Source organism: Pseudomonas sp. FBCC-B545, assembly GCF_059134095.1.
This window is the reverse complement of the sequence record NZ_CP101441.1, coordinates 3,983,369-4,006,085: the sequence shown is the minus strand read 5'-3', so window position 1 is coordinate 4,006,085 and position 22,717 is coordinate 3,983,369. Positions and strand designations below refer to the sequence as shown.

The following is a 22,717-nucleotide window of genomic DNA, read 5'->3' as shown; positions in this document are numbered from 1 at the left end:
GACAGCAGGTAACCGCCCAGTTCCAGAGCCGCGTTGTTGTAGCGCCGATGTTCTGCGCGCACATCGCCCCAATCGCCGCAGATGTGTCTGCGAACGTAGGGTAGCGGGTCGAGCAGATCCTATCGGATCAGGGCGTCGACACCGCGGGAGATGGTCAGGCCACCGAAGGGGAATCGGGGCTGGAGGATGACGAAGGCGAGCATGGGGATATGCAGATCCTCCACGGCGATGGGGCTTCGTACTTCAGCAAGGTAGAACGTTTCGGCGGCGAGGTCGCGGTCACAAACACGTGCGTAATGGCTTGGCTTGTCGGGTCGGCAGGTATGCTTCGGCTGGGTAGGAAAGTTCCATGAGGCAGGCTTGGCAACGTGTCCAACCCCGCAGGTACTTCATTGTTCGCTGCCCCATGGCGGTGTCACTTTTTATGGGTGAGGGTGTTCGCCTCGCTGGTTTCCTTGACCGCAAACATCAGGCAGCGCACCGCTTCACGATCCTGTTCCGACAAGCAACGGTAGTTGTGGACCAGGCGCTCTTCTTCTCGATTGAGCTGTCGGGGCCGAAGGGCTGTACCGATGGCGGTACGTAATGAGGGAAAAAATGAGGTATTTAGCATGATCCTATTTCTTTATGAGATGACTGGACGCGTGGGATTCTTGCCCTAAACAACTTAATAAATAACGTTTATTCTAGAAAATGGCTCGTCATTTTTCGTGACTGTTGGGTATTTCAGATGGGGCCGTCGGAAGTGTTTGGACAAGGTGTAGGAGCGATCTTTCAAGGGTGACTGAATAGAGCGGTGACGGTGCAGGGCGCCCTAGTGCGCAGCACTTCGTCGCGCTCGATGTCGCTGATCAGTTTGCCGTCGAGGTAGATCTGGTGCAGGTGCCCGCTGCCGTAATACAGGTGGTTGAGGGCGCGGCCATCCGGCAGGGTCAGGGTGCAGAGGTTGTCCAACGGGTCATAGTGGTAACCCAAGGTGCCTTGTGGCCCGGCCTCCTCAATCAGCCGGCCCAGCGGATCATAGCTGAAGCGCAGGATTTCGGGCTGCACCCCAGGCGTTTGCCCTGCTGGCTGGGCTGACGCGCGATGCTCAGCAGGCGATCGGCGTCATCGTAGTGGTAGTCGTGACGCGCCTCGGCGGTGATCTTGCTGAGCAGGCGTCCGGCCGCGTCGCGTTCGAAGTCGGTGCGACGCTGCGGGCGCTCTCCGCTGTCGTCGTGGCCGGTTTCGTCGACGCAGAGCAGATGGCCGCTGGCGTTGTAGGTGAACTGGCGCTGTAGCTGGTCGACGTGCAGTTCGCTGATCAGGTCTACCAATTGATGTACTGATCTTCAGCGTTGCGGTATTGGGTAGGCTGGCCAGGATGCTGTAATAAAGTTGAGTAATGTACACGAATCCTGGCCTACTGCTTAACTAAAATCTTTATCGTACCTTCTATATTTTTTGTTTTTGTTTAATTATTTCGCTCAAGTCTGATGCGGTGATATTAGTCTCAAGTGGAGGGTAGGCGATTTTTTCAAAAAAATCGTCGAGCTGGCTATTTAGTATTTCATCGCGCTCTGCGCTCTCAACCAAAACTTTATGCGCGGAGCTTATTTTTTTGAAAACTTCGTTTTTTATAAAGTAGTGAAGTAGATTTAGTGAGAGTTGCTCGATGTTGTCAGGGTTGCTTGCTCCTAATTTGGCGAGAGAAACTCTAATTCTTTCGAGGTCTTCAATAATTACAATGGCTTGGTTGTTTTCAATTTGCATTGTTAGCACCTGCTAAAAAATTTCGGTTTCGATTTTTTTAGATCCACATCACCATCGATAACATATTCGGTGGCCTGTGTCAGAGGGTTTGACACTTTAGTGACTTTCGATGTGTCCATGTCGAACTCTACGTAGTTTCGTGCATCTTTCTTCGCTATACCGTATTTTTCAGCGGCGTCTGCCGCGCTAAGTGGTTTGCCCTTGGCTTTCTCTGTGAAAACTTTATTCTGATCGTATGCTCTAATTATACCGTCATTTTGTATACTCTTAATTCCTTGGTTGTTTGTGTAATGGCGCAGTCGGACTGTGCTTAAGCCCAGCGGATCAAATCACCCCGTAGGTTTAACCGCATACTGATACAGGTTAGCCCCACCCAGCAATCCAATCGGATCCTGCGTGATAAAACGCCCCTCTCTCCCACTTGATTGTAATAGCGAACCGAGACCGAGTTTTTATAAGCAGGTATGCCCTGTCGGGTGCGGAGCTATATTTACGTTGGCATAAGAGGGGTTGTCATTTAAAGAATAAAATTTCTGGTTATGCTCCTAAATTCAAAATAATAGTCAGATATTATTTCAGAGGATAGGTCTGACTCGTAATTACTAATGTGGAAGTTATCATCGGGCATGAAGTGGGTGGATATAAGAAATAGGGTGTGCTCAAAGGTGGAGATAATTCCACTCAGTATTGTATTGTATTGAGTGGTTTTTCCAGTTGTATGATATATGGTGTTTAGTTTTTTGCAGTTTTCTAATAAGGTGTTTAGCTTTGTTTTGTTGAAGGTGCCCTCTTCATGCAGTTCAATAATAAAGGTGTCGGGGTTTTTAGAGGTTACTTCATCTAAAATGTATTTTTCTAGTTCTGTTGAGCTATCCACAAGATCTTCCTTTTATTGCATTTCCAGATTTATTGCCATTCAAATCGAAAACGGCTTTGTGAGATTTTTTTGAATCATAAACTTCTATTTCATTAAGGTGCAGGGTGTCGAGGTGGAAAAAGTCACCTTTCTTAATTCCATCAAGATTCACCTTTTTAGTGATTTCAAATACGGAGGCGCCTTTCACGCGCATAGTGGTTTTTCTCACGGAACCTTTGACGGTTTTCCAGAACTCACTATCAAATAAAATATCATTTCCTGCCAGCCCCGTCGGGTCAACCCACCCCGTCGGATTCACCGCATACTGATACAGGTTCTCCCCACCCAACAACCCAATCGGATCCTGCGTGGTAAAGCGGCCCACCCCCGGATCGTAATAGCGAAACGTATTGTAGTGAAGCCCGGTCTCTGCGTCGAAGTACTGCCCTTGAAAGCGCAGGTGCTGCTCGACGCTCTGCACCTCGAACCGCTCCACATCCCCCCAGGCCTTGTAGCGGGCCTGCCAGACCAGGTCTCCCTGGGCGCTCGTGACCTCCAGCGGTGTGCCGATCTGGTCGGTGTGGAAGTAGTAGAGGCTGGGTTTGCCGCCGTCTGTGCGATCCACCCGCGCCAGCGGTGCATAGCTGTCGGGTTCATAAATATACAGTTGCTGGCCGCCGCCGCAGGTCTCTTGCAGCAGGCGCAAGCCCTGCCAGAGGAACTGCGTGGTGGTGAGTGCACCTTCGATCTCCACCTGCTTGTGCGTGCGCCTGCCCAGGGAATCGTACTGGTACCGGGCCTCGTTCAGCAGTTCGCCATCATCGTAGCGCAGGGCATGTACCAAACGGTTCTCGCTGTCGTATTCAAACAGCTGGCGTTGAGTTGCGCTGCGTCGCTCGATCACATTGCCCCAGGCGTCGTAGCGGTAGTGGTACTGCTGCCAGTGCCGCAGGCGGTTGTCCTTGATATGCCCGAAACGGGTGCCGCGCTGGGGGTCGAGGCGGTTGCCGGCCGGGTCGGTCTCGAAGTGTTCGTTGTTCAGATGTTCCTTTGTACTGCGGCTGAGCAGGTCGCCAGTTTTCAGGTAGCGGTAGACGCTGGCACCGCGCTGACGATCGCTGCTGCTGGCCAGTTCCCCGGCCTTGTCGTAGTGATACCGGCGCTGCAGGTAACTGCCGGGATCGTCGAACAGGTCGTGGGTGTCGCGCTGCGGTTGCAGCAGCCGTGACAGGTGTTCGGCGCCCCGGCGCGACGCGAATTGCCACTGCTTACGTCCGCGCACGTCGTAACCAAAGCAACTGCTGAGGCGGCCTTGGCTGCGCAGCACTTCACGGTGCAGGTCGTCGCGCTCAATGTCGCTGATCAGCAGCCCATCAAGGTTGATCTGGTGCAGGTGCCCGCTGCCGTAATACAGGTGGTTGAGGGCGCGGCCATCGGGCAGGGTCAGGGTGCTGAGGTTATCCAGCGGGTCATAGTGGTAACCCAGGGTGCCTTGTGGCCCGGCCTCCTCGATCAGGCGGCCCAGCGGATCGTAGCTGAAGCGCAGGATTTCGGGCTGCACCCCCAGGCGTTTGCCCTGCAGGCTGGGCTGACGCGCGATGCTCAGCAGGCGATCGGCGTCATCGTAGTGGTAGTCGTGCCGCGCCTCGGCGGTGATCTTGCTGAGCAGGCGGCCGGCCGCGTCGCGTTCGAAGTCGGTGCGACGCTGCGGGCGCTCGCCGCTGTCGCCGTGGCCGGTTTCGTCTACAGCCAGCAGATGGCCGCTGGCGTTGTAGGTGAATTGGCGCTGCAATTGGTCGACGCGCATTTCGCTGATCAGTCGGTCGGCACTGTCGTAGTTAAACCGGTAGGTGGCGTTGTTTTCGTTGATCAGGGCCACCAGGCGCTGGGCCTTGTCGTATTCGTAGTGGGTGTGCTGGCCTTCGGCGTTGCGGCGTTGGGTAGGCAGGCCGCGGGCGTTGCGGTGCAGGCGAGTGACGTTGCCAGCGCCGTCAGTGTGGGCCATTACCTGGCCCAACGGGTTGTACTCGAAGCTTTCTACGCTGCCATCGGGGTGTTCGATACGCAGCACTTCGCCTTGGGCGGTGCACTGAAACTGGGTGGCTTGGCGCAGGGCATCGGTGACGGTGATCAGATGTTGGCGGTCGTCGTAGTCATAGGTGGTGACCTTGCCGGAGCAATCCTCATAGCGGGTGAGCTGGGCAAAGGCGTTCCAGCTCAAAGTCTTGTTTTTGTGCAGTGGGTCGGTAATGGTGTGGGGCAGGCCGTCGTCGCCATTGGCGTACCGCGTGACTTGGCCCACGGCATCGGTTTCGCAGATCAAGTTGGCGCTTGATGTTTATATTTTGTCTAAAAGGGCGGAAATTTCATTCGCGTTTTTGTCATAGGGTGGCTTCCAGAGATCTATATCGGTTTCGATTAATTTTTGAAACTCATCGTCACTTAATGTTTTTGAAAGGGTGTGGCTTATGATTTTTCTGATAAATGATAACTTATCGAGGACGCTCCGCTCTCTGAAGAATAAGAGCAATGCTAAGGCAGTAGCTTCTTTGCTTTCAAAGCCTGAACCTATCTTGTCTATAGTAGGTATTATTTCTTCAAGTTGAAGTAGTGCTTTTTTGAATTCTGATGAGTTGAATGCAGTTCCGGCGGTCATGTTCGTTAACATCCTTTTTTAAATGTTGTGGTATTTTTATCTAGCTTTATGCTGCCTTTTATTTTGTATTCCTCAACACCCAGATTGTTTTTTCTAAATTCGACTCTGCTCGAGTCGATGTCGAAATCGATATGGTTCCTTGCATGGTTTTGTTTGATTTTAAATTTTTCAGCTGCGTCGGCCATGCTTAATGGTTTTCCTTTGGCTTTTACAGCGAATACCGCGTTTTGGTCGCCTGCTTTAATTTCCATACTTTCCATTATTCCCTCTAAGCCTTTATTGCTTGTGTAATGACGCAAACGTATTGTTTTTAGGCCAAGAGGGTCGATGGATGTTAAGGGGTTTGCTGCATATTGATACAGATTATTCCCACCCAACAACCCAATCGGATCCTGCGTGGTAAAGCGGCCCACCGCCGAATCGTAATAGCGAAACGTGTTGTAGTGAAGCCCGGTCTCTACATCGAAGTATTGCCCCTGAAAGCGCAGGTGCTGCTCCATGCTCTGCACCTCGAACCGCTTCACTTCGCCCCAGGCCTTGTAGCGGGCCTGCCAGACCAGATCGCCCTGGGCGCTCGTGACCTCCAGCGGTGTGCCGATCTGGTCGGTGTGGAAGTAGTAGAGGCTGGGTTTGCCGCCCTCGGTACAGTCCACCCGCGCCAGCGGCGCATAGCTGTCGGGTTCATAGATATACAGCTGCTGGCGGCCGCCGCAGGTTTCTTGCAGCAAGCGCAAGCCTTGCCAGAGGAACTGCGTGGTGGTGAGTGCCCCTTCGATCTCCACCTGCTTGTGCGTGCGCCTGCCCAGGGAATCGTACTGATACCGGGCCTCGTTCAGCAGTTCGCCATCACCGTAGCGCAGGGCCTGCACCAAACGGTTCTCGCTGTCGTATTCAAACAGCTGGCGCTGGTGGGCGCTGCGCCGCTCGATCACATTACCCCAGGCGTCGTAGCGGTAGTGGTATTGCTGCCAGTGCCGCAGGCGGTTGTCCTTGATATGCCCGAAACGGGTGCCGCGCTGGGGGTCGAGACGGTTGCCGGCCGGGTCGGTCTCGAAGTGCTCGTTGTTCAGGTGCTCCTTGGTGCTGCGGCTGAGCAGGTCGCCGGTTTTCAGGTAGGCATAAACGGTGGCGCCGCGCTGGCGGTCGCTGCTGCTGGCCAGTTCCCCGGCCTTGTCGTAGTGATACTGGCGCTGCAGGTAACTGCCTGAATCGTCGAACAGACCCTTGGTGTCGAGTGTGGGGTTGAGCGCTGTCGACAGGAACTCCACCCCCCGGCGCGACGCGAATTGCCACTGCTTACGCCCGCGCACGTCGTAACCAAAGCAACTGCTGAGACGACCCTGGCTGCGCAGCACTTCACGGTGCAGGTCGTCGCGCTCGATGTCGCTGATCAGTTTGCCGTCGAGGTTTATCTGGTGCAGGTGCCCGCTGCCGTAATACAGGTGGTTGAGGGCGCGGCCATCCGGCAGGGTCAGGGTGCTGAGGTTGTCCAACGGGTCATAGTGGTAACCCAGGGTGCCTTGTGGCCCGGCCTCCTCGATCAGCCGGCCCAGCGGATCGTAGCTGAAGCGCAGGATTTCGGGTTGCACCCCCAGGCGTTTGCCCTGCAGGCTGGGCTGACGCGCGATGCTCAGCAGGCGATCGGCGTCATCGTAGTGGTAGTCGTGACGCGCCTCGGCGGTGATCTTGCTGAGCAGGCGGCCGGCCGCGTCGCGTTCGAAGTCGGTGCGACGCTGCGGGCGCTCGCCGCTGTCGTCGTGGCCGGTTTCGTCGACGCAGAGCAGATGGCCGCTGGTGTTGTAGGTGAATTGGCGCTGCAATTGGTCGACGCGCATTTCGCTGATCAGTCGGTCGGCGCTGTCGTAGTTAAACCGGTAGGTGGCGTTGTTTTCGTTGATCAGGGCCACCAGGCGCTGGGCCTTGTCGTATTCGTAATGTGTGCGCTGGCCTTCGGCGTTACGGCGTTGGGTAGGCAGGCCGCGGGCGTTGCGGTGCAGGCGAGTGACGTTGCCAGCGCCGTCAGTGTGGGCCATCACCTGGCCCAACGGGTTGTACTCGAAGCTTTCTACGCTGCCGTCGGGATGTTCGATACGCAGTACTTCGCCTTGGGCGGTGCACTGAAACTGGGTGGCTTGGCTCAGGGCATCGGTGACGGCGATCAGGTGTTGGCGGTCGTCGTAGCGATAGGTAGTGACCTTGCCGGAGCAATCCTGATAGCGGGTGAGCTGGGCAAAGGCGTTCCAACTCAGGGTCTTGGTTTTGTGCAGTGGGTCGGTAATGGTGTGGGGCAGGCCATCGTCGCCATTGGCGTACCGCGTGACCTGGCCCACGGCATCGGTTTCGCAGATCAAGTTGCCGGCACGGTCGTAGTCTGCTTGCCAGGTGCCGCCGTCCGGTGCGCGGACCCGCGTCACCAACGGGGTATTGAAGTGATAGCGGTACTCGGTGGTGCGGCCGAGGGGATCGGTTTCGGCGATCAGCCGCGAGTATTCATCGTACTGAAAGGCCAGGCGCTGTTCGCCCGGCAGCGTCAGGCCGACCAGGTTACCGCAGTCATCCAGATCGATCGTGTAGTGTTCGCCGCCGAAGTCCCGGCTGGCAATGACCCGGCTGTCATGGTTATAGGTGACCTGAGCTTCGCGCTGCAAAACATCGGTGATGCGCGTAGTGCGGGCCTCCAGGTCATAAGTGAAGTGATAGTGCTCGCCATCGCTGGTCCAATGCTCGACCACACGCGGCTGGCCGCCGAGGTGTTGCCAGCGGTACTGGCAGGCCAAGCCCAGCGCGTTGCGGTGGACGACCATCAGGCCGTCTTCGTAGACGAACTGGCGAACCATGTCGCCGTTGCGGTTGATAACCTGGTTGAGCTGCCCGTTGGCGTCGTAGCCATAACGCACGAGGGTTTCCACGGGCAGGTTGTCGACGACGCGCTTGACCTCGGTCAGGCGTCCCATCGGGTGCTCATAGTGCAAGTGCATGCGCCAACCGCCGCTGGCGGTTACGTCGGTGAGTTGGCCGATCTCGTTGTAGGTCAGCGCGATGTAGTGGCCCAGTGCGTTCTCGATGCGTAGCAGCGGGGCAGGGCTGCCGTCTTCGGTTACTTCACCGAAGTAGAAGAAGGTGTTGTCCAGGGTTTGCAGCAGGTAGTGGCCGCCCTGGCTGCGCACCAGGGTCAACCGTTCATGGGGGGAGTAGATGCGTTCGCCTGGCTCCAGCACGACAAAGGGGACGCTGCGGCCTTGGTTATCGCTGAGGTAGATGAATTCGCCGTTCTGGTGCAGGGACTGCTCCCATGGCAGCACCCAACCACGGCCCAGTGCGCTATCCACGTTCAAGTCGCTGGCATAAAAGCGTGACCAGTGGATGGGCATCAGCCCCGGCAGAATGAAGTCGGTCTCCTGCTCTTCGGGCAAGATCTTGCGACCGTTGGTGGCATCGACTGGATTGCCGAAGATGGCCCCCGCCGCTCGATCCAATGCGGGGCTGAGCACATAGTTCTCCAGCACGCTCCCGGCGATGTATCCAGCCACGTAGCGCTTGACGCATGGTTTTGCTGCTTTCATGGCAGCCAGCAGGCTTCGTGGTGACATGGCAGGCATTTTTGGTCGGACCAGTGACGCCAACACCATTAATACATCCACTGCAACTCGCAGCTCAGCGGGAACTTCATCGTTCACCGGCAGGTATCGTTCGCGTCCGCCGCCAATGAATACATTGGGCGAGCCGCCGTCGATGGTCGCTCCGCAGGTGGTCTTGTCACCTTTGCGCGCGGCGGGAAAGCTGTTGATGAAGACGTTGGAAGATCCTTCGGCAATCAACGGGTCGGTATGCTGGTCGCATGTCAGTTCACTGTATTTGGCGATGGCTGCACGCTTGCCATTGATAAACACGTTGCGCGAGGTCGTGGTGATGTGCCCGGCCACCGAGCTGAAGTGTTTACCAATCGATTCCCCCAGGGAAGGCATCATGGGGCCGAGCGCGCCAAGCAGGCCTATCAGCAAACAGGCACCCAGGCCACCCGTACCGATGGCGATAGCGGCGAACGCTACCATCGCCAACCCGATAGCGGCCCCAATCAAAAAACCGGTCAATGCACTGGTGTGAACAATTTCATCGTCCCAACGAGCAGCCTCAAACATGCCGGGCTACTCCTGCTCGGAAGTGGTGGTAGTAAGCCCGGGTTCGGGTACAAAGCTGTTCAACAGCGTGAGCCAATCTGTGTTTTGTTGTGCGCTGAACTCACCCGGGCGTGTTGTGGAGAACACCAGCACTCGTCCTGGCTGCACTTCGAACGCAGCCTGGCGCTGGAAAAAGGCCTGACGGTCATTGAAGTAATAGGCGTCAACCTGCAAGCCAGGGAGCGGATGGGCTTGGGACAGTACTGCCGCCGAGCGGCCCAGCACCGTGTAACCCTTGTACTTGGCGCTGATCAGTTTGATTTGCCGTTCGAAGTAGGTGTTCAGTTCTTCGCCGGGCAGCGTGTTGTCGCGAGAGAGGGTGATGCTTAGTGGAGCAGGGATGCTGCTCCCCAGGATAAACATGTTGACGCTGCGATCTTCAAAGCCCTGAGGCAAGTTGATACGACCTTCTGGTAGTGGGTAGTCCATGACAAAACAATCCTGCGCAAATCAAGATGGGGAGGGGTTAAGCACTGGCCAATGTGTCGAGTAAGGCATCGAATTCGGGAAGCCAATCGGACAGCGCCTCATGGCGGCATCCGAATACGCAGCTGATACAGAACCATTGCCGGTGGGTGTGCCCGTTTATGGGGAGCAAGACGCCGACACTGCGGCCGTGCTTTTCTTCGTTCTCGCGTGTGAAGCGGTAGTCGAGCACCAAGGCGCGGGCGCCTGCCAACGTGCGTTCGCTGCGTCTCAAGATGTGGAGTTGTTTACAGTGGTGTTGAAGCTCTGCACATTCGGTGTCCATGGCGCGCTCCAGGGTATGGTTGTCCGGGACCGGGAGCCGTTGCAGGTTGATCGAGACTGGGTGACCTTGTTTGTACAGTGTGATTTCAGCGCGAGTAGGGGCGAGATGCTCCGGAAACCTCAGTTGCAACCCCGCCAGAATGAGGTGGCAGTGCTCGGGCTGCAGCTCGCTTGTTATGTCTTGCGCTGATGCAGCGATCTCGGGCGCAGGAGGCTCATCTGCCTCAACCGTCGGAACATTGTGTTCGGCCAAACGCCTCTCGCTGAGCCGGTCGTACAGGTTGCGTTGTCTCATCATGGCGGCTTAGGAATCCTGATTGATGTGAACGGTTTTGCCTTGCACTGTGGTGCCTTGGCTACCTTCAATGAGAATTGCATCTGCTTTGAGCGCAATGCTTTCAGGGGTCATGACAATGCTGCTGTTCCCCACCTGCAAGATCACCGTTGTCTTGGCATACAGGTGAATGCCTTGCTGAGTTGTGGTAAGGGTAAAATCACCTTCCAGCACTGTAATCGCGGCATCTTTCTTGACCGTTTCGGTGTGGCTACCGCCTACGTTTGTGACACGGTTGTTGCCCACGCTGAGGCTTTCGTCATGCTCAACCTCGGTGTCCATATTTCGCTCGGCATGCACCGAAATGCGCTCACTGCCCTGCTTATCTTCAAACAACAGCGAGTTGGCGTTGGCCCCAGAGCCCTTGGTCGATCGAGTAAGAAAACCACTCTGTGTCTTGTTGGCCGGCAAGCTCCAGGGCGGTGTGTTCTTGCTGTTGTAAACGCTGCCGGTGATCAGTGGGCGGTCGGGCTGGCCGTCCAGGAACGACACCACCACTTCATCGCCAACCCTGGGGATGTGGATGCTGCCGAAGCCACCGCTGGCTGAGGTTTGCGAGACGCGAACCCAGCAGGAGCTCTCTTCTTTCTTGCGCTGGCTGTTGGCGCCGCGTGACTCTCGGTCCCAGTGGAAATGGACCTTCACCCGGCCCATGTCATCGGTAAAGATCTCTTCACCGGGCGGGCCGACCACGATGGCCGTTTGCGGGCCGTGGACGGTGGGGCGATGGGTCAGTGGTTGTGCACGGAAAGGGATCTTCTTGCGGATGCAGGTGAAGGTATTTTGATAGCCAGCCTCACTGCCGGTCAGGTAGTTGTTGCTACCCTGATGGTTCACGGTAAGCAACTGAAACTGCCGGTCTTCTATCGTGTCGCGGTCATGCTCATGGTGCTGGGTTAGTTCAAAGGTGAAGCCAGGGCACATTGCCCGGCAGTTGCTGGCGCCACTGAATATTTTTCCTTGCACTTCCAAGGCTTCGATGCGGTGGCGCACCAGACGCTCACCATCGGCGCTGCTTGCGTGGGTGTACTGCCCAGGGAAGTCATAGATCTCGTAAGCGGTAACATCGCCTTGCTGATTCAGGCTTTGCAGGTTTACCGGTAAAAGGTGATCCGGTTGTTTGTAGTCGAATGTCTGTACGGCAATCTTTCCAGACTGCAGCTGGCGATGGCCACTCCATCTGAAGATCGAGTCAGCGGTCTCGTTGATTGACGTGCTGTGATAACGGATGGTGGGCTGCTGCGGCAATGGCTTGAGCAGGTTGGAAGCGTCGGTAATGATCAGGGTGTGCTGGTCGGCACTGTGCTCAAAATAAAAGAACAGGCCTTCACTCTCAAACAAGCGCAGCACGAAGTTCAAATCAGACTCTCGGTACTGGGTAATGTAACTCCGTGACGGCAGATCACCCAGCAAGCGGAACTCGTATTGGGCAAGCGGTGCGTAGTCAGCAAAAACCGAACTGATGACTTGCTCAATGGACTGATTTTGGAAAATGCGCGAGTTAAAGCGTTTGCCGAGCATCCACAGCCAAGGGGTTAGTGTTGCCGAATAATGGATCAGGTTGCCCTGGCTGCCGGAATTGCCAAACTGGGTGATATAGCCATGCACGTGGCGGGCTCCGCCATCGGCAAGTTCGATCTCTAAGGAGGCAGGTTTGCCGATCAGTGTCTTGAGTTCAAGTGCTGGGTCTTGGGAGAGCATTGATAGGGTAAACTCGAACAGCAGTGAGAGACCCTCAGTGCCATTGAAATTTTCCAGCAGTAACTCTTGAAACTCCAAAGTGGGTGTTGTCAGTTTGATTAAACGGCGATTTTGGGGCGCAAATATTGATTCCAGGTCCATTTGTGCGAATCCTAGGTGTTTGGGCTGTGTGACGTTGGTGTTTCAAATGTAGGGGAGGGTGCCATGGCTTTTTACTTGAAAATCCATTGCACACTACGACCTATCCATGAGGCGTTTCTCAAAACGCGAATTTCTTCGAGATTGCAGAAGGTTAAGCTGATATTTGCTTTTTTTTGGTGCTGTTTTAGTTGCTTTAGCCCGGAAACAGTATTGCGCATATAGTAAAAAATGTACGTGCAACCAATGAGCGTTGACACTCCGAAAAATAGGAGGGTGAACTCAAATTTCTCCAGGTGCGGGAATATTATAGATATTAATCCTGTGCAGGCTCCGACAATCACGAAATGCTTGCGTGGAGATAAAACATTCTTAGGGTATGTTGTTTTGACTCGCGATTCACTGATTGTAAAAGGAGAGTTGAAATACTTTCGAGACCGAGCGTGGAAGTACTGAATGGCGTGCACTGCGGGGGAAATAAAACCAATCACGAAAGACGTCGTTAGAGAGGTGATTAAATATTCGTTGATGAGGGCGGATGTGATGACGTATGAGAATGCGGAAACAAAAAATAGTAGTAGGTGCAGCATAAACGACATGCATCTGGTGAAGCTTTCGGTGATGTAGGCGCAGTGAACGTATTTGACTAATAGTAATCCAATTAACGCTACACCTAGGAGGCGAAGTTCTGGAGGTGATAATATTAAAAGCATTGTCCCGAGGACGCAGTATGCGAATACGGCGCTATTGAGGTTGTGTAGGAAATATTGCTTGTCTGTGCGGATCATCGTGTCGTTCCTGTTAATGCATCACCTATTCGCTCGTTAGCGCTATACTCTCCCATATTCATGAGGGCGTGAATGATGATGCCTCCGGCTATAACGATAGCGATAGTGGCCATCGCAGATAGTCCCGCCAATCCAACAACCGAACTTAAAATTATAATTCCTACATTAGTGGACTGGCTATAAGCACTTTTATTCAGGAAGTCATTAAAGCCGTTTGATGAGGTTCCATCTATAATGGCTTGTGGTCCAACGGTTAGGAGAGCTCCAGCAGTAGTACCAGTGAGTATGCGGCCAATACCCCGGGCGCTGTAGGCACTGGGAGTGATTGGAACCCTCCTGCGGAGAGCCTCGGCAGCTTGATAAATTGGAAGTTTGATAGCATTTGATGCGGTTTTTCCACCGATTGTATAAAACTGAGCACGTGCATTGGCTGGCACCTCGAAATGCAGTTGCCCTTGAATTCGCACTAGCTTGATTCGTTGTTTAAAGGCTCGTTTGGCTGAAACGCTTCCTGGTTTTCCACGGGTATTCGCCCAATTAACCAACTGCCGTTTGAGTTCGGGTGACAGATCTAGCATGTCCACTAGTCGTCCAGCCTTAAAAGGCGCATGTATAAGACCTGCGAGTGCAGCTGTAGTGCTAGGTAAACTGGAGAGAGAGAAGAGCGCCGGTCCAATCACCGGAATCGACTGCGCTTTCTGATGTAGCTCTTTGACTTCACGCGCCGTGACATACCCTGCAACTTTTACCTTTGAAAGTAGATAACTCAGGTGCAACGCCATCTGTTCGTGCTCCTGAGCATCCAGTCCGTTATCCGGATCGCTAAGCGTTGCCACCATGAAGTGCGCCGCGCTCAGTTCGTCAGTCGCGTAAAAGCCACTAATCGACATGCTTGTAGGAAAATGGCGCTCTGCGATTACGCTCGGCCAAGGCAGTGTGCCATGCCCAAGTAACCCACTATGCGTGCCCTCACCCAGCGGGTCATTCACCGAGCAGGGATACAGTCTATTGCTCATCCATAAGTTCCTGTAAGCGCCATGACGCGAGTGATTCAGTCATCAGCATTCATGATGCTCATGCAGGTATTCACTCGCATTTAAAGTCGCAAAGGAGACATTCTTGGAAAACTCTTGTCAAGCCAGGGAATTGTAACGCGACGAACTATCTGTACTGATTTTTGTAAAAAATCTGCGCTATAAAACGGTACTGTTCGTTGTTGGACTTCGCCCTAATCCCGCGAACTAGAGCTGTAGACGTGTAAAGCTGCGTGCGAGGACGGAATGGGCCGATTGAAATGTTTTGTAAGTTGTTCTTCGACAAAAATTACAAATTTATTCTTTGTAGGAACGGTCCTTCAATTCAAGTCGAAAAGGGCTACTTGAAACTGTAATGGGTCTGATTGTTTGTACTGATTTCGGCAGTTACGGTGTGCGGCGTTTGATGTGAGGCTTTGTGGTGTGCGGGATGATTTGGTTCCGACTCATCTGTATAAAAAATGTGTGAGATTTTGAGCAACGGATGAAGAACGATTAAGGAGTTCGCCAGATGGCAAAGATGGAAAGTACCCAGCACAAGCTCGACCGTATTCGTGCGCCGCGTGTGCAAATCACTTATGACGTTGAAGTTGGAGAAGCCATTGAACAGAAGGAGTTGCCGTTCGTGGTCGGTGCGATGGGCGACTTCTCTGGTCACCCGCTGGAGCCACTGCCGCGCCTGAAGGATCGTAAGTTCGTCCTCATTGATCGCGATAACTTCAATGGCGTGCTCAAGGGCATCAAGCCACGGCTGAGTTATCGCGTCGATAACACCTTGGCCAAAAATGACACGCAACTGGGCGTTGAGCTCAACTTCAATGCCATGGATGACTTCGAGCCACAGAATGTGGTCAAGCAGGTGGAGCCACTGAGAAAACTCTTGGAGTTGCGCAGCAAGCTGGCGGACTTGCGCAACAAGATGGGTGGTAACGATCGGTTGGAAGAGATGCTGCAGGAGGTTATTCAAGACCCTGAAAAGCTTCGGGCACTCAGCCAAGAGTTTGGCCGTCAAGGCCAAGCGTCTTCCAGCACTCCTCAGGGAGTCGATCATGACCGCTAACTCTTCACTCAATCCACAGACCTCGACTGAACAGCTGGAAGCGGCTGCTCCACAGATCTCTCTGCTCGATAGCATCATTTCTGAAAGCCGTGTGGCCCGCTCTGAGACTGAGCGCACACGTACGCGTGACCTCATTGGTGAGCTGGTCGGGCAGGTGCTTGAGGGGGCGGTTACGCCGAGCAAGGACTTGATGGCGGTGCTCGATGCGCGTATCGCCGATATCGACGCGTTGTTGTCCGAGCAACTGAACGAGATCATGCACGCTGACGAGTTTCAGCAGTTAGAAGCGTCCTGGCGCGGTTTGAAATACCTGGTCGACAACACCGAAACCAGTACGACGCTGAAGATCAAGTTGCTCAATGCCTCGAAGAAGGACTTGGTACGCGACTTGAAAGCGGCTTCCGAGTTTGATCAGAGCGCGCTTTTCAAAAAGGTGTACGAGGAGGAGTACGGCACCTTTGGCGGCGCTCCTTTTGGCATGCTGATGGGGGATTACAAGTTCTCTCGCAGCCCGGAGGACATGTACCTGCTGGAGGAGATCTCCCATGTGGCCGCGGCTGCCCATGCGCCGTTCATTTCCGCGGCCTCGCCCGAGATGTTTGGTTGGGATTCGTTCACCGACATGGCAGGCCCTCGGGATCTGACCAAGATCTTCGATACGGTCGAATACACCAAGCTGAAATCCTTTCGCAACAGTGAAGATTCACGTTATGCCGCATTGGCGTTGCCGCATGTATTGGGGCGTCTGCCCTATGGGCCGGATACAGCGCCGGTGGAAGCATTCCTCTTCAAGGAAGATGTGGATGGCCGCGACCACAGTAAGTATCTATGGGTCAACGCGGCCTATGCACTGACGACTCAGGTTACCCAGGCCTTCTCGCGTTACGGCTGGTGCGTAGCCATTCGTGGGGTGGAGGGTGGTGGTTTGGTGGAGGGCTTGCCCAGCCATACCTTCATGACCGATGACGGCGAAGTGGCCCTTAAATGCCCCACGGAGATCGCCATCACTGATCGGCGTGAGAAGGAGTTGTCGGACCTGGGGTTCGTGCCATTGGTGCATCGTAAAGACACTGACCACGCGGCGTTTTTCGCTACGCAGTCGATGCAAAAGCAGAAGCAGTACAACACCGACGTCGCCAATGCCAACGCAAGGCTTTCGGCGCAGCTGCAGTACATCTTTGCCACCTCGCGGATCGCCCACTACATGAAGGCAATCATGCGCGACAAGGTGGGGAGTTTCGCCTCCCGCCAGGACGTGGAGTCGTACCTCAACAATTGGCTTTCCAGCTATGTGTTGTTGGATGACACCGCCAGTCAGGAGGCCAAAGCCAAGAACCCGTTGCGCGAAGCTCGGGTCGAGGTCTTTGAAGTGCCAGGCAAACCCGGTGTCTACAAGTCGGTGAGCTACCTGCGCCCCCATTACCAACTGGATGAGCTGACGGCGTCATTGCGCCTGGTCGCTGAGTTGCCGAAATCCACCCGTAGCTGATCCGTACCCGTGCCAGGATGGCCCTATGAACACGCCCGCCAGATTTTTGCCGACCTTGTTTGATCGGTTGAGTGACGAAGCTCCGCATCAGGCGGTGGAAGGTAGCGCGCAACGCCTCTATTCGCTGGCCGATTACACGGCCAGTTTAGTGCGCGATCTGGAAACCCTCGTGAATACTCGGCAACACATTGATACGCAGTTGTTGGGTGCGTTCCCTCAACTGCGCGGCTCATTGTTGGAGTACGGGTTGCCTGATTTTACGAGTAAGGGCCTGCTCAATCCCGAGGACCGCACGCAGATTCGGCTGCAACTCAAGCAGGCCATCGAGAGCGGTGATCGTCGCTTCCGCCACGTTCGTGTCCAGCTACTGGACTCGCTGCCGCAACAGCGGCAACTGACGTTCCGGGTGGATGCGCTGTTGCGCCTGCCTGAGACGACACGTCAGGTGTCGTTCGACGCTGTGTTGCAGGTCAACACTCAAGCCTACACCGTGCAGAATTTGAACTGATGCATAGCGATCTGTTGCCCTATTACGAAAAGGAACTGTCACACCTGCGCACGTTGGGGCAGGAGTTTGCGCGACAGTACCCGAAAATTGCTTCACGGTTGCTGATGGACGGCGACCAGTGTGAAGACCCCCATGCGGAACGCCTGATAGAAGCGTTCTCGTTTCTTGCGGCGCGAGTGCACAAGAAACTGGATGACGATTTCCCTGAAATCGTCGAAGCCTTTCTGGACGTGATGTATCCGCATTACCTGCGGCCAACCCCTTCGTTGTCGATTGTGGAGTTCTCTGCCGGTGACAGCAGTGCGGTAACGGATGGTTACTGCATCGAGCGTCATAGCGAATTGAAGTCGCAGGAAGTGGACGGCATTTCCTGTTCGTTTCGGACCTGTTACCCCGTGACGCTCTGGCCTATCAGGGTGGCCGATGTGGCGTTTATGGAGCTCGAGCGTTCGGCGTTCACCAGCCGTACGACGGAGCATCAGGCGTGTTTGCGAATCGGTCTGTGCACGACCACTGAGGTTTGCTTTGGTGATCTGGTGCTGCAGCCGTTGCGGTTTTTCATTGATGGCGAAAGCACGTTGACGCTTCATCTGTACGAGCTGCTGTTCAATAACGTGGCCAGGGCTGTGTTGGTGTTCACCGAAGCGGGTCAGCGCCGGGAAGTCGCATTGCCGCCGGGTGCAGTGAAGGCGGTCGGCTACTGCGCCGAAGAAGGCTTGATCGACTATTCCGAGCGTTCTTTCCTGGGTTACCGGCTGTTGCATGAATATTTCACTTTTCCCGACAAATTCATGTTCTTCGACCTTGAAGGTCTGGGGCGTGCGCTGGCCGGCAAAGCCGTGCAGGAGGTGGAGGTCAACCTGTACTTCGCTGAATACGATGTGCCCGAGCGGCTGACAAGGTTGGCGCAGAACCTCAATGCGAGTCACTTCAAGCTCAACTGCACGCCTGTGGTCAATTTGTTCCGCCACCAGGCTGAGCCGATCAAGCTGACGCATACCCAGCATGAGTACCCGGTGGTACCGGATGGTCGCCAACATCGCTTTGCTGAAGTCGTGTCGATTGACCGTGTCGTGCGGATCAAGGAAGTCGGTCGTCAGCAACAGGTCGAGCCGTGTCGACCGTTCTTCGAGCCGCGCGACTCGGTCTCCGACGACGGTAGCTATTGGATCGCCCGGCGCCGCTCGGTGGCCCATGGGCAGAAAACCGGTACCGATTTGGCGATTCGCCTGGTCGATCGAGAGTTGGAGTTGGTTGACAGCACCGAGGATACCCTCAGCTTGACGTTGACCTGCAGTAACCGCGACTTACCGAGGTTGTTGCCTTATGGCGGCACGGGCAGTGATTTTTTCCTGGAGGGCGACTCGGTGGTACAGCGAGTCCGCTGCCTGCGCAAACCCACACCCTCTGTTCGCTTGCCGCAGGGCAAAGGGTTGCTGTGGCGCCTGGTGTCGCACCTGTCGCTCAACCATTTGTCGTTGGCCCATGACGGGCGCGAGGTGTTGTTGGAGCTGCTCAGTCTTTACAACTACCGGGAAGCCTCTGCAGTGCGAAAGCAGATCAATGGCATTGTTTGGTTGCGCAGTGCGCCAACGGTGGCACTGGTCGGGCACCCTCGGCCTAGCGTTGTTCGTGGCGTGGGGCTGACGCTGGAGCTGGACGAAAGCCAGTACATCGGCGGTGGCGTGTTCCTGTTCGGCCAGGTGCTGGACCACTTCTTCGGGCTGTATTGCTCGCTCAACAGTTTTACCCAACTCACCCTGCAGTCTCGGCAACGAGAAAAGAGAATCGTGCAATGGCCACCAAGAACCGGCGCTCAAGCCCTGGTCTGATTGATCAGGCGCGGTCACAGCCGTACCGGTTTGAGTTCTTTCAACTGGTGCGTTTGCTGCGGCTGCACTACAGCAAGACGGGGCGCACTGATCCTGAAGCGCGTCCCCACGATGATCCGCTGCGGTTTCGGTCGTTGCTGTCGCTGAACTTTCCTGCCAGCGATGTCAGTGACCTGCGCTTTGAGCGGGCTGAGCGTATGTCGCTATCGGGCTTGCCCTTGTCCGAGGTGCAGGTCACGTTCATGGGGTTGGTGGGGCCTTCCGGCGTGCTACCCCGGCCCTATACCGAAATGCTGATGGCCCGCCACATGCAAAACCGCGATGACGCCGGGCACGCCTTTCTGGATCTGTTTTCCCACCGGATGACGGCGCTGTTTTATCAGGCCTGGCAGAAGTACAAGTTTCATATTGAGCATGAGCGCAAGGGGCGTTCGGACTTTGATCGTTACCTGCACATGTTGCTGGGGCTCGGCACGAGGGTGCAGCAACGGCAGATTGAGAAGGGCGGTTCGGCGCTGCCTCGGGATGTATTCAGCTACTTCTCCGGCCTGCTGGCGCAACAGCGGCGTACGCCGCAGAACCTGGAATTGATGCTGGCTTACTACTTCGCCGTGCCCTGTGTTGTGAAGAGCTTTGTCGGTCGCTGGCTGCCGCTTCCGTCCGCGCAACGCTGCCAATTGGGGCGACGTAATGCGGTGTTGGGACGCGGCTCGGTGGCTGGCCAGCGAGTCTGGGACTACCAATCGTGCCTTCGTATTGAGTTGGGGCCGCTCAGCCTGGATGACTATCGGCGCTTTCAGCCGGGCACCGACGACTATTGCAAGCTGCTGGAACTGGCTCGCTTCTACATCGGTGCATTCCTGGATGTTGAGATTGCCCCCATCTTGCGTGCCGACGCGGTACCCGAGGCGCGCTTGAGTCGAAACGGTGGGCTGGCACTGGGCTGGCTGGGTTGGTTGCAACGTCCTGCACGTGAAGCCAGCCCTGATCGTTGTGCGATTTTCCGTATTCCTTATGAGGGCACGCTGCTGTGAACCTGAAAACTCTGTTTGCCAAACTGAATGACCTCAGCCGCCGTGCGACCGAGGATGCTGCTGCATTGTGCTTGAACGAGCGCCACTACGACGTGGAGGTTGAACATGTGCTGCTGCAACTGCTGGCGATCGATGATTGCGACATGCGGCCTATCCTTCATCACTACGAGGTCGTGACAGAACGCCTGCAGGCTCAATTACGCACAGCCCTAACAGGTTTCAAGGTTGGCAACACTCGCACGCCAGCACTGTCGCCGCAGATTGCCCGGTGGATTGAACGGGCGTGGGTGATGGCGTCCATTGAGTACGGTCAAGAGCGCGTACGCAGCGGCCACCTGCTGCTTGCCTTGCTTGATGATCAGGAGCTTAGGCGCTGGGTGTTGGCTTCGGCAGCGGAGTTGGAGAAGGTTCATCCCGATGATTTGCGCAACCGACTTGTCCAGTTGGTAGAAGGTACAGCGGAGGCGATTGCCCTGGATCAATCGGCCTCGCCGGTGACGGCCGGATCGGGCAAAACGCCGGCTTTGGATCAGTACACGGTGAACCTGACCCAAAGTGCTCGGGAAGGGCGTATTGATTTGGTGTTGGGGCGAGATGTGGAAGTGCGCCAGATGATCGACATCCTGACCCGTCGCCGGCAGAACAACCCCATCCTCACGGGTGAGGCGGGTGTGGGAAAAACCGCCGTTGTGGAAGGGTTGGCCCTGCGCGTTGTCCAGGGCGAGGTGCCGACGGTGCTGCGCGAGGTTGCCATTCACACGCTCGATTTAGGGCTGTTGCAGGCGGGTGCCGGCGTGAAGGGCGAGTTCGAGCAACGGTTGAAAGCTGTGATAGAGGAAACCAAGCGCAGCCTGCATCCGATCATTCTATTTATCGATGAAGCCCATACCTTGATTGGCTCCGGCGGCCAGGCTGGACAGAACGATGCCGCGAATTTGCTCAAGCCCGCGTTGGCGAGGGGTGAGTTGCGCACAATCGCCGCGACTACCTGGGCGGAATACAAGAAGTACTTTGAGAAAGACGCGGCGTTGGCTCGTCGCTTCCAGGTGGTCAAAGTCGAAGAGCCGGACGAGGCGCAGGCGGTGGTCATGCTGCGGGGGCTTGTTGAAAAAATGCAGGCGCACCACGGCGTAGCGATACTGGATGAGGCACTGATACAGGCCGTGCGTCTATCGAGCCGTTATATCAGCGGTCGGCAGTTGCCAGACAAGGCCGTGAGCGTGCTGGATACGGCCTGCGCGCGCGTGGCGCTGGCTCAGTCCACCACGCCAGCGGCACTGGACGATTGTGTCATTCAAATTGAGCAGATCACCAGCGAGCGTGAATTGTTGGAGCAGGAGGCCCGCACCGGGACGCCACACCAGCGCCGGCTTGACGAACTGGAGCAGGCGTTGGCGGGCGTACAACAACACTTTGATGTGTTGTCGGGGCAGTGGCAGCGCGAACGGGCTCTGGTTGACGAAGTGAATCAACTGAGTGTGCAACTGCGCCAGGGAACCGAGACCAGTTTCGATGCCTTGATGCGCTTGAAGGGGCAGTTGGCTGAGGTCCAGCGTGACAACCCCTTGGTCCACGCTCAGGTGGATGGTGCTGCCGTCAGCGAGGTGATTGCCGGGTGGACCGGGGTTCCACTGGGCACGATGCTGCGCGATGAGATCGATACGGTGCAACAGCTCCCCCAGCTCCTCGCCGAGCGGGTGTTGGGGCAGGACCACGCGCTGGAAGCAATCAGCAAGCGTATCAAGGTGTCTCGGGCGCATATGGAAGACCCCGACAAACCGATCGGTGTTTTTCTATTGCTCGGGCCGAGCGGGGTGGGCAAGACCGAAACGGCATTGGCGCTGGCGGATACCTTGTATGGCGGCGAGCGCAACCTGATCACTATCAACATGTCCGAATACCAGGAAGCCCACAGCGTTGCCACACTCAAAGGCTCGCCGCCAGGGTACGTCGGCTATGGCGAAGGCGGCGTGTTGACCGAAGCAGTGCGGCGCAAACCATTCAGCGTGGTGCTGCTCGACGAGGTGGAGAAGGCTCACCCCGATGTGTTGGAGCTGTTTTTCCAGGTGTTCGACAAGGGGATGCTGGACGATGCCGAAGGGCGATCCATCAACTTCCGCAATACCCTGATTTTGCTTACCTCCAATGTCGGCACTGACCACATTCTGCGTACCTGTCATCAGTCCGACGCGCTACCCAGTCCTGAGCAGCTCATCGAAGAACTGCGGCCGGCATTACAGCAGGCTTTCAAACCCGCCTTCCTGGGGCGCTTGCAGGTGGTGCCGTTCTACCCGGTGCAGGACGCCATTCTTGAACGCATCGTCGGGCTCAAATTGGCGCGCATCCAGCAACGCTTCGAGCGTCACTACCACGTGCCTTTGCACATCACTGAGGCTGTGCCGACGACGCTGGCATCGCGTTGTACTGAGGTGGATAGCGGCGCCCGCAACATCGACAACATCTTGTCCGGCGCCTTGATGCCCGAACTGGCGAGCTGTGTGCTGGAGCGAATGGCCCAACATTTGTCCATTCAACGTGCGGAGGTCGACGTGGGTATGGATGGCGGGTTTGTGGTGAGCCTTAGTTAGTAGCTGCTGCGCAGGATGG

At 55.8% G+C, this 22,717-nt stretch carries 16 protein-coding genes and 2 pseudogenes; 6 read left to right on the top strand and 12 right to left on the bottom strand.

Annotated features, from left to right (window positions below; all coding sequences use genetic code 11):
• Positions 1-415: 415 nt before the first annotated feature.
• From NMB39_RS18320 to NMB39_RS18265, 12 genes and pseudogenes are all read right to left on the bottom strand, one after another.
• Complete coding sequence (locus NMB39_RS18320) at positions 416-613, bottom strand: hypothetical protein (protein WP_046072009.1); 198 nt, start codon at positions 611-613, stop codon at positions 416-418.
• A gap of 188 nt (positions 614-801) precedes the next feature.
• Positions 802-1,307 (bottom strand): annotated as a pseudogene (locus NMB39_RS18315) (RHS repeat domain-containing protein); the annotation flags it as partial.
• A 127-nt stretch (positions 1,308-1,434) separates the two neighbouring features.
• Positions 1,435-1,752, bottom strand: a complete 318-nt coding sequence (locus NMB39_RS18310) for a transposase family protein (protein ID WP_494340293.1) — start codon at positions 1,750-1,752, stop codon at positions 1,435-1,437.
• A gap of 2 nt (positions 1,753-1,754) precedes the next feature.
• Positions 1,755-1,997, bottom strand: coding sequence for an HYD1 signature containing ADP-ribosyltransferase family protein (locus tag NMB39_RS18305; RefSeq protein ID WP_494343369.1), 243 nt, complete (start codon positions 1,995-1,997; stop codon positions 1,755-1,757).
• A gap of 87 nt (positions 1,998-2,084) precedes the next feature.
• Positions 2,085-2,162 (bottom strand): annotated as a pseudogene (locus NMB39_RS18300) (type IV secretion protein Rhs); the annotation flags it as partial.
• A 459-nt stretch (positions 2,163-2,621) separates the two neighbouring features.
• Entirely contained in the window at positions 2,622-4,931 is a 2,310-nt protein-coding gene (locus NMB39_RS18295) for an RHS repeat-associated core domain-containing protein (RefSeq protein ID WP_494343361.1), read from the bottom strand.
• Between the two features lie 15 nt (positions 4,932-4,946).
• Positions 4,947-5,264 (bottom strand): hypothetical protein, encoded by a 318-nt coding sequence (locus NMB39_RS18290; RefSeq protein ID WP_494340294.1) that lies wholly within the window; start codon positions 5,262-5,264, stop codon positions 4,947-4,949.
• A gap of 5 nt (positions 5,265-5,269) precedes the next feature.
• Complete coding sequence (locus tag NMB39_RS18285; protein WP_494340295.1) at positions 5,270-9,403, bottom strand: RHS repeat-associated core domain-containing protein; 4,134 nt, start codon at positions 9,401-9,403, stop codon at positions 5,270-5,272.
• Positions 9,404-9,409: 6 nt separating this feature from the next.
• Positions 9,410-9,871, bottom strand: coding sequence for a DcrB-related protein (locus NMB39_RS18280; protein WP_339495160.1), 462 nt, complete (start codon positions 9,869-9,871; stop codon positions 9,410-9,412).
• Between the two features lie 37 nt (positions 9,872-9,908).
• Positions 9,909-10,490 (bottom strand): DcrB-related protein, encoded by a 582-nt coding sequence (locus NMB39_RS18275; RefSeq protein WP_339495158.1) that lies wholly within the window; start codon positions 10,488-10,490, stop codon positions 9,909-9,911.
• Positions 10,491-10,496: 6 nt separating this feature from the next.
• Positions 10,497-12,368 (bottom strand): type VI secretion system Vgr family protein, encoded by a 1,872-nt coding sequence (locus NMB39_RS18270; RefSeq protein ID WP_494340296.1) that lies wholly within the window; start codon positions 12,366-12,368, stop codon positions 10,497-10,499.
• A gap of 781 nt (positions 12,369-13,149) precedes the next feature.
• The gene (locus NMB39_RS18265; protein WP_494340297.1) at positions 13,150-14,169 is read right to left on the bottom strand and encodes a hypothetical protein; all 1,020 of its coding nucleotides are present in this window, start codon (positions 14,167-14,169) and stop codon (positions 13,150-13,152) included.
• Between the two features lie 529 nt (positions 14,170-14,698).
• Between NMB39_RS18265 and tssB the strand changes: the two genes are divergently transcribed.
• The 6 genes from tssB to tssH are packed head-to-tail and all read left to right on the top strand — an operon-like array spanning position 14,699 to position 22,698.
• Positions 14,699-15,247 (top strand): type VI secretion system contractile sheath small subunit, encoded by a 549-nt coding sequence (tssB, locus tag NMB39_RS18260; protein ID WP_494340298.1) that lies wholly within the window; start codon positions 14,699-14,701, stop codon positions 15,245-15,247.
• Positions 15,237-16,736: a type VI secretion system contractile sheath large subunit gene (gene tssC / locus NMB39_RS18255; RefSeq protein WP_046072019.1), complete on the top strand. Its 1,500-nt coding sequence runs from the start codon at positions 15,237-15,239 to the stop codon at positions 16,734-16,736. Before tssB ends, tssC begins: the two co-directional genes overlap by 11 nt.
• A gap of 25 nt (positions 16,737-16,761) precedes the next feature.
• On the top strand, positions 16,762-17,244 hold the full coding sequence (gene tssE, locus NMB39_RS18250) for a type VI secretion system baseplate subunit TssE (RefSeq protein WP_046072020.1): 483 nt from the start codon (positions 16,762-16,764) through the stop codon (positions 17,242-17,244).
• Complete coding sequence (tssF, locus tag NMB39_RS18245; protein WP_494340299.1) at positions 17,244-19,076, top strand: type VI secretion system baseplate subunit TssF; 1,833 nt, start codon at positions 17,244-17,246, stop codon at positions 19,074-19,076. The genes tssE and tssF overlap by 1 nt, the downstream gene beginning before the upstream one ends.
• The gene (gene tssG, locus NMB39_RS18240; RefSeq protein ID WP_494340300.1) at positions 19,040-20,110 is read left to right on the top strand and encodes a type VI secretion system baseplate subunit TssG; all 1,071 of its coding nucleotides are present in this window, start codon (positions 19,040-19,042) and stop codon (positions 20,108-20,110) included. The genes tssF and tssG overlap by 37 nt, the downstream gene beginning before the upstream one ends.
• A complete protein-coding gene (gene tssH / locus NMB39_RS18235; RefSeq protein WP_494340301.1) occupies positions 20,107-22,698 on the top strand; it encodes a type VI secretion system ATPase TssH in 2,592 nt (863 codons plus the stop codon). Before tssG ends, tssH begins: the two co-directional genes overlap by 4 nt.
• Positions 22,699-22,717: the final 19 nt, after the last annotated feature.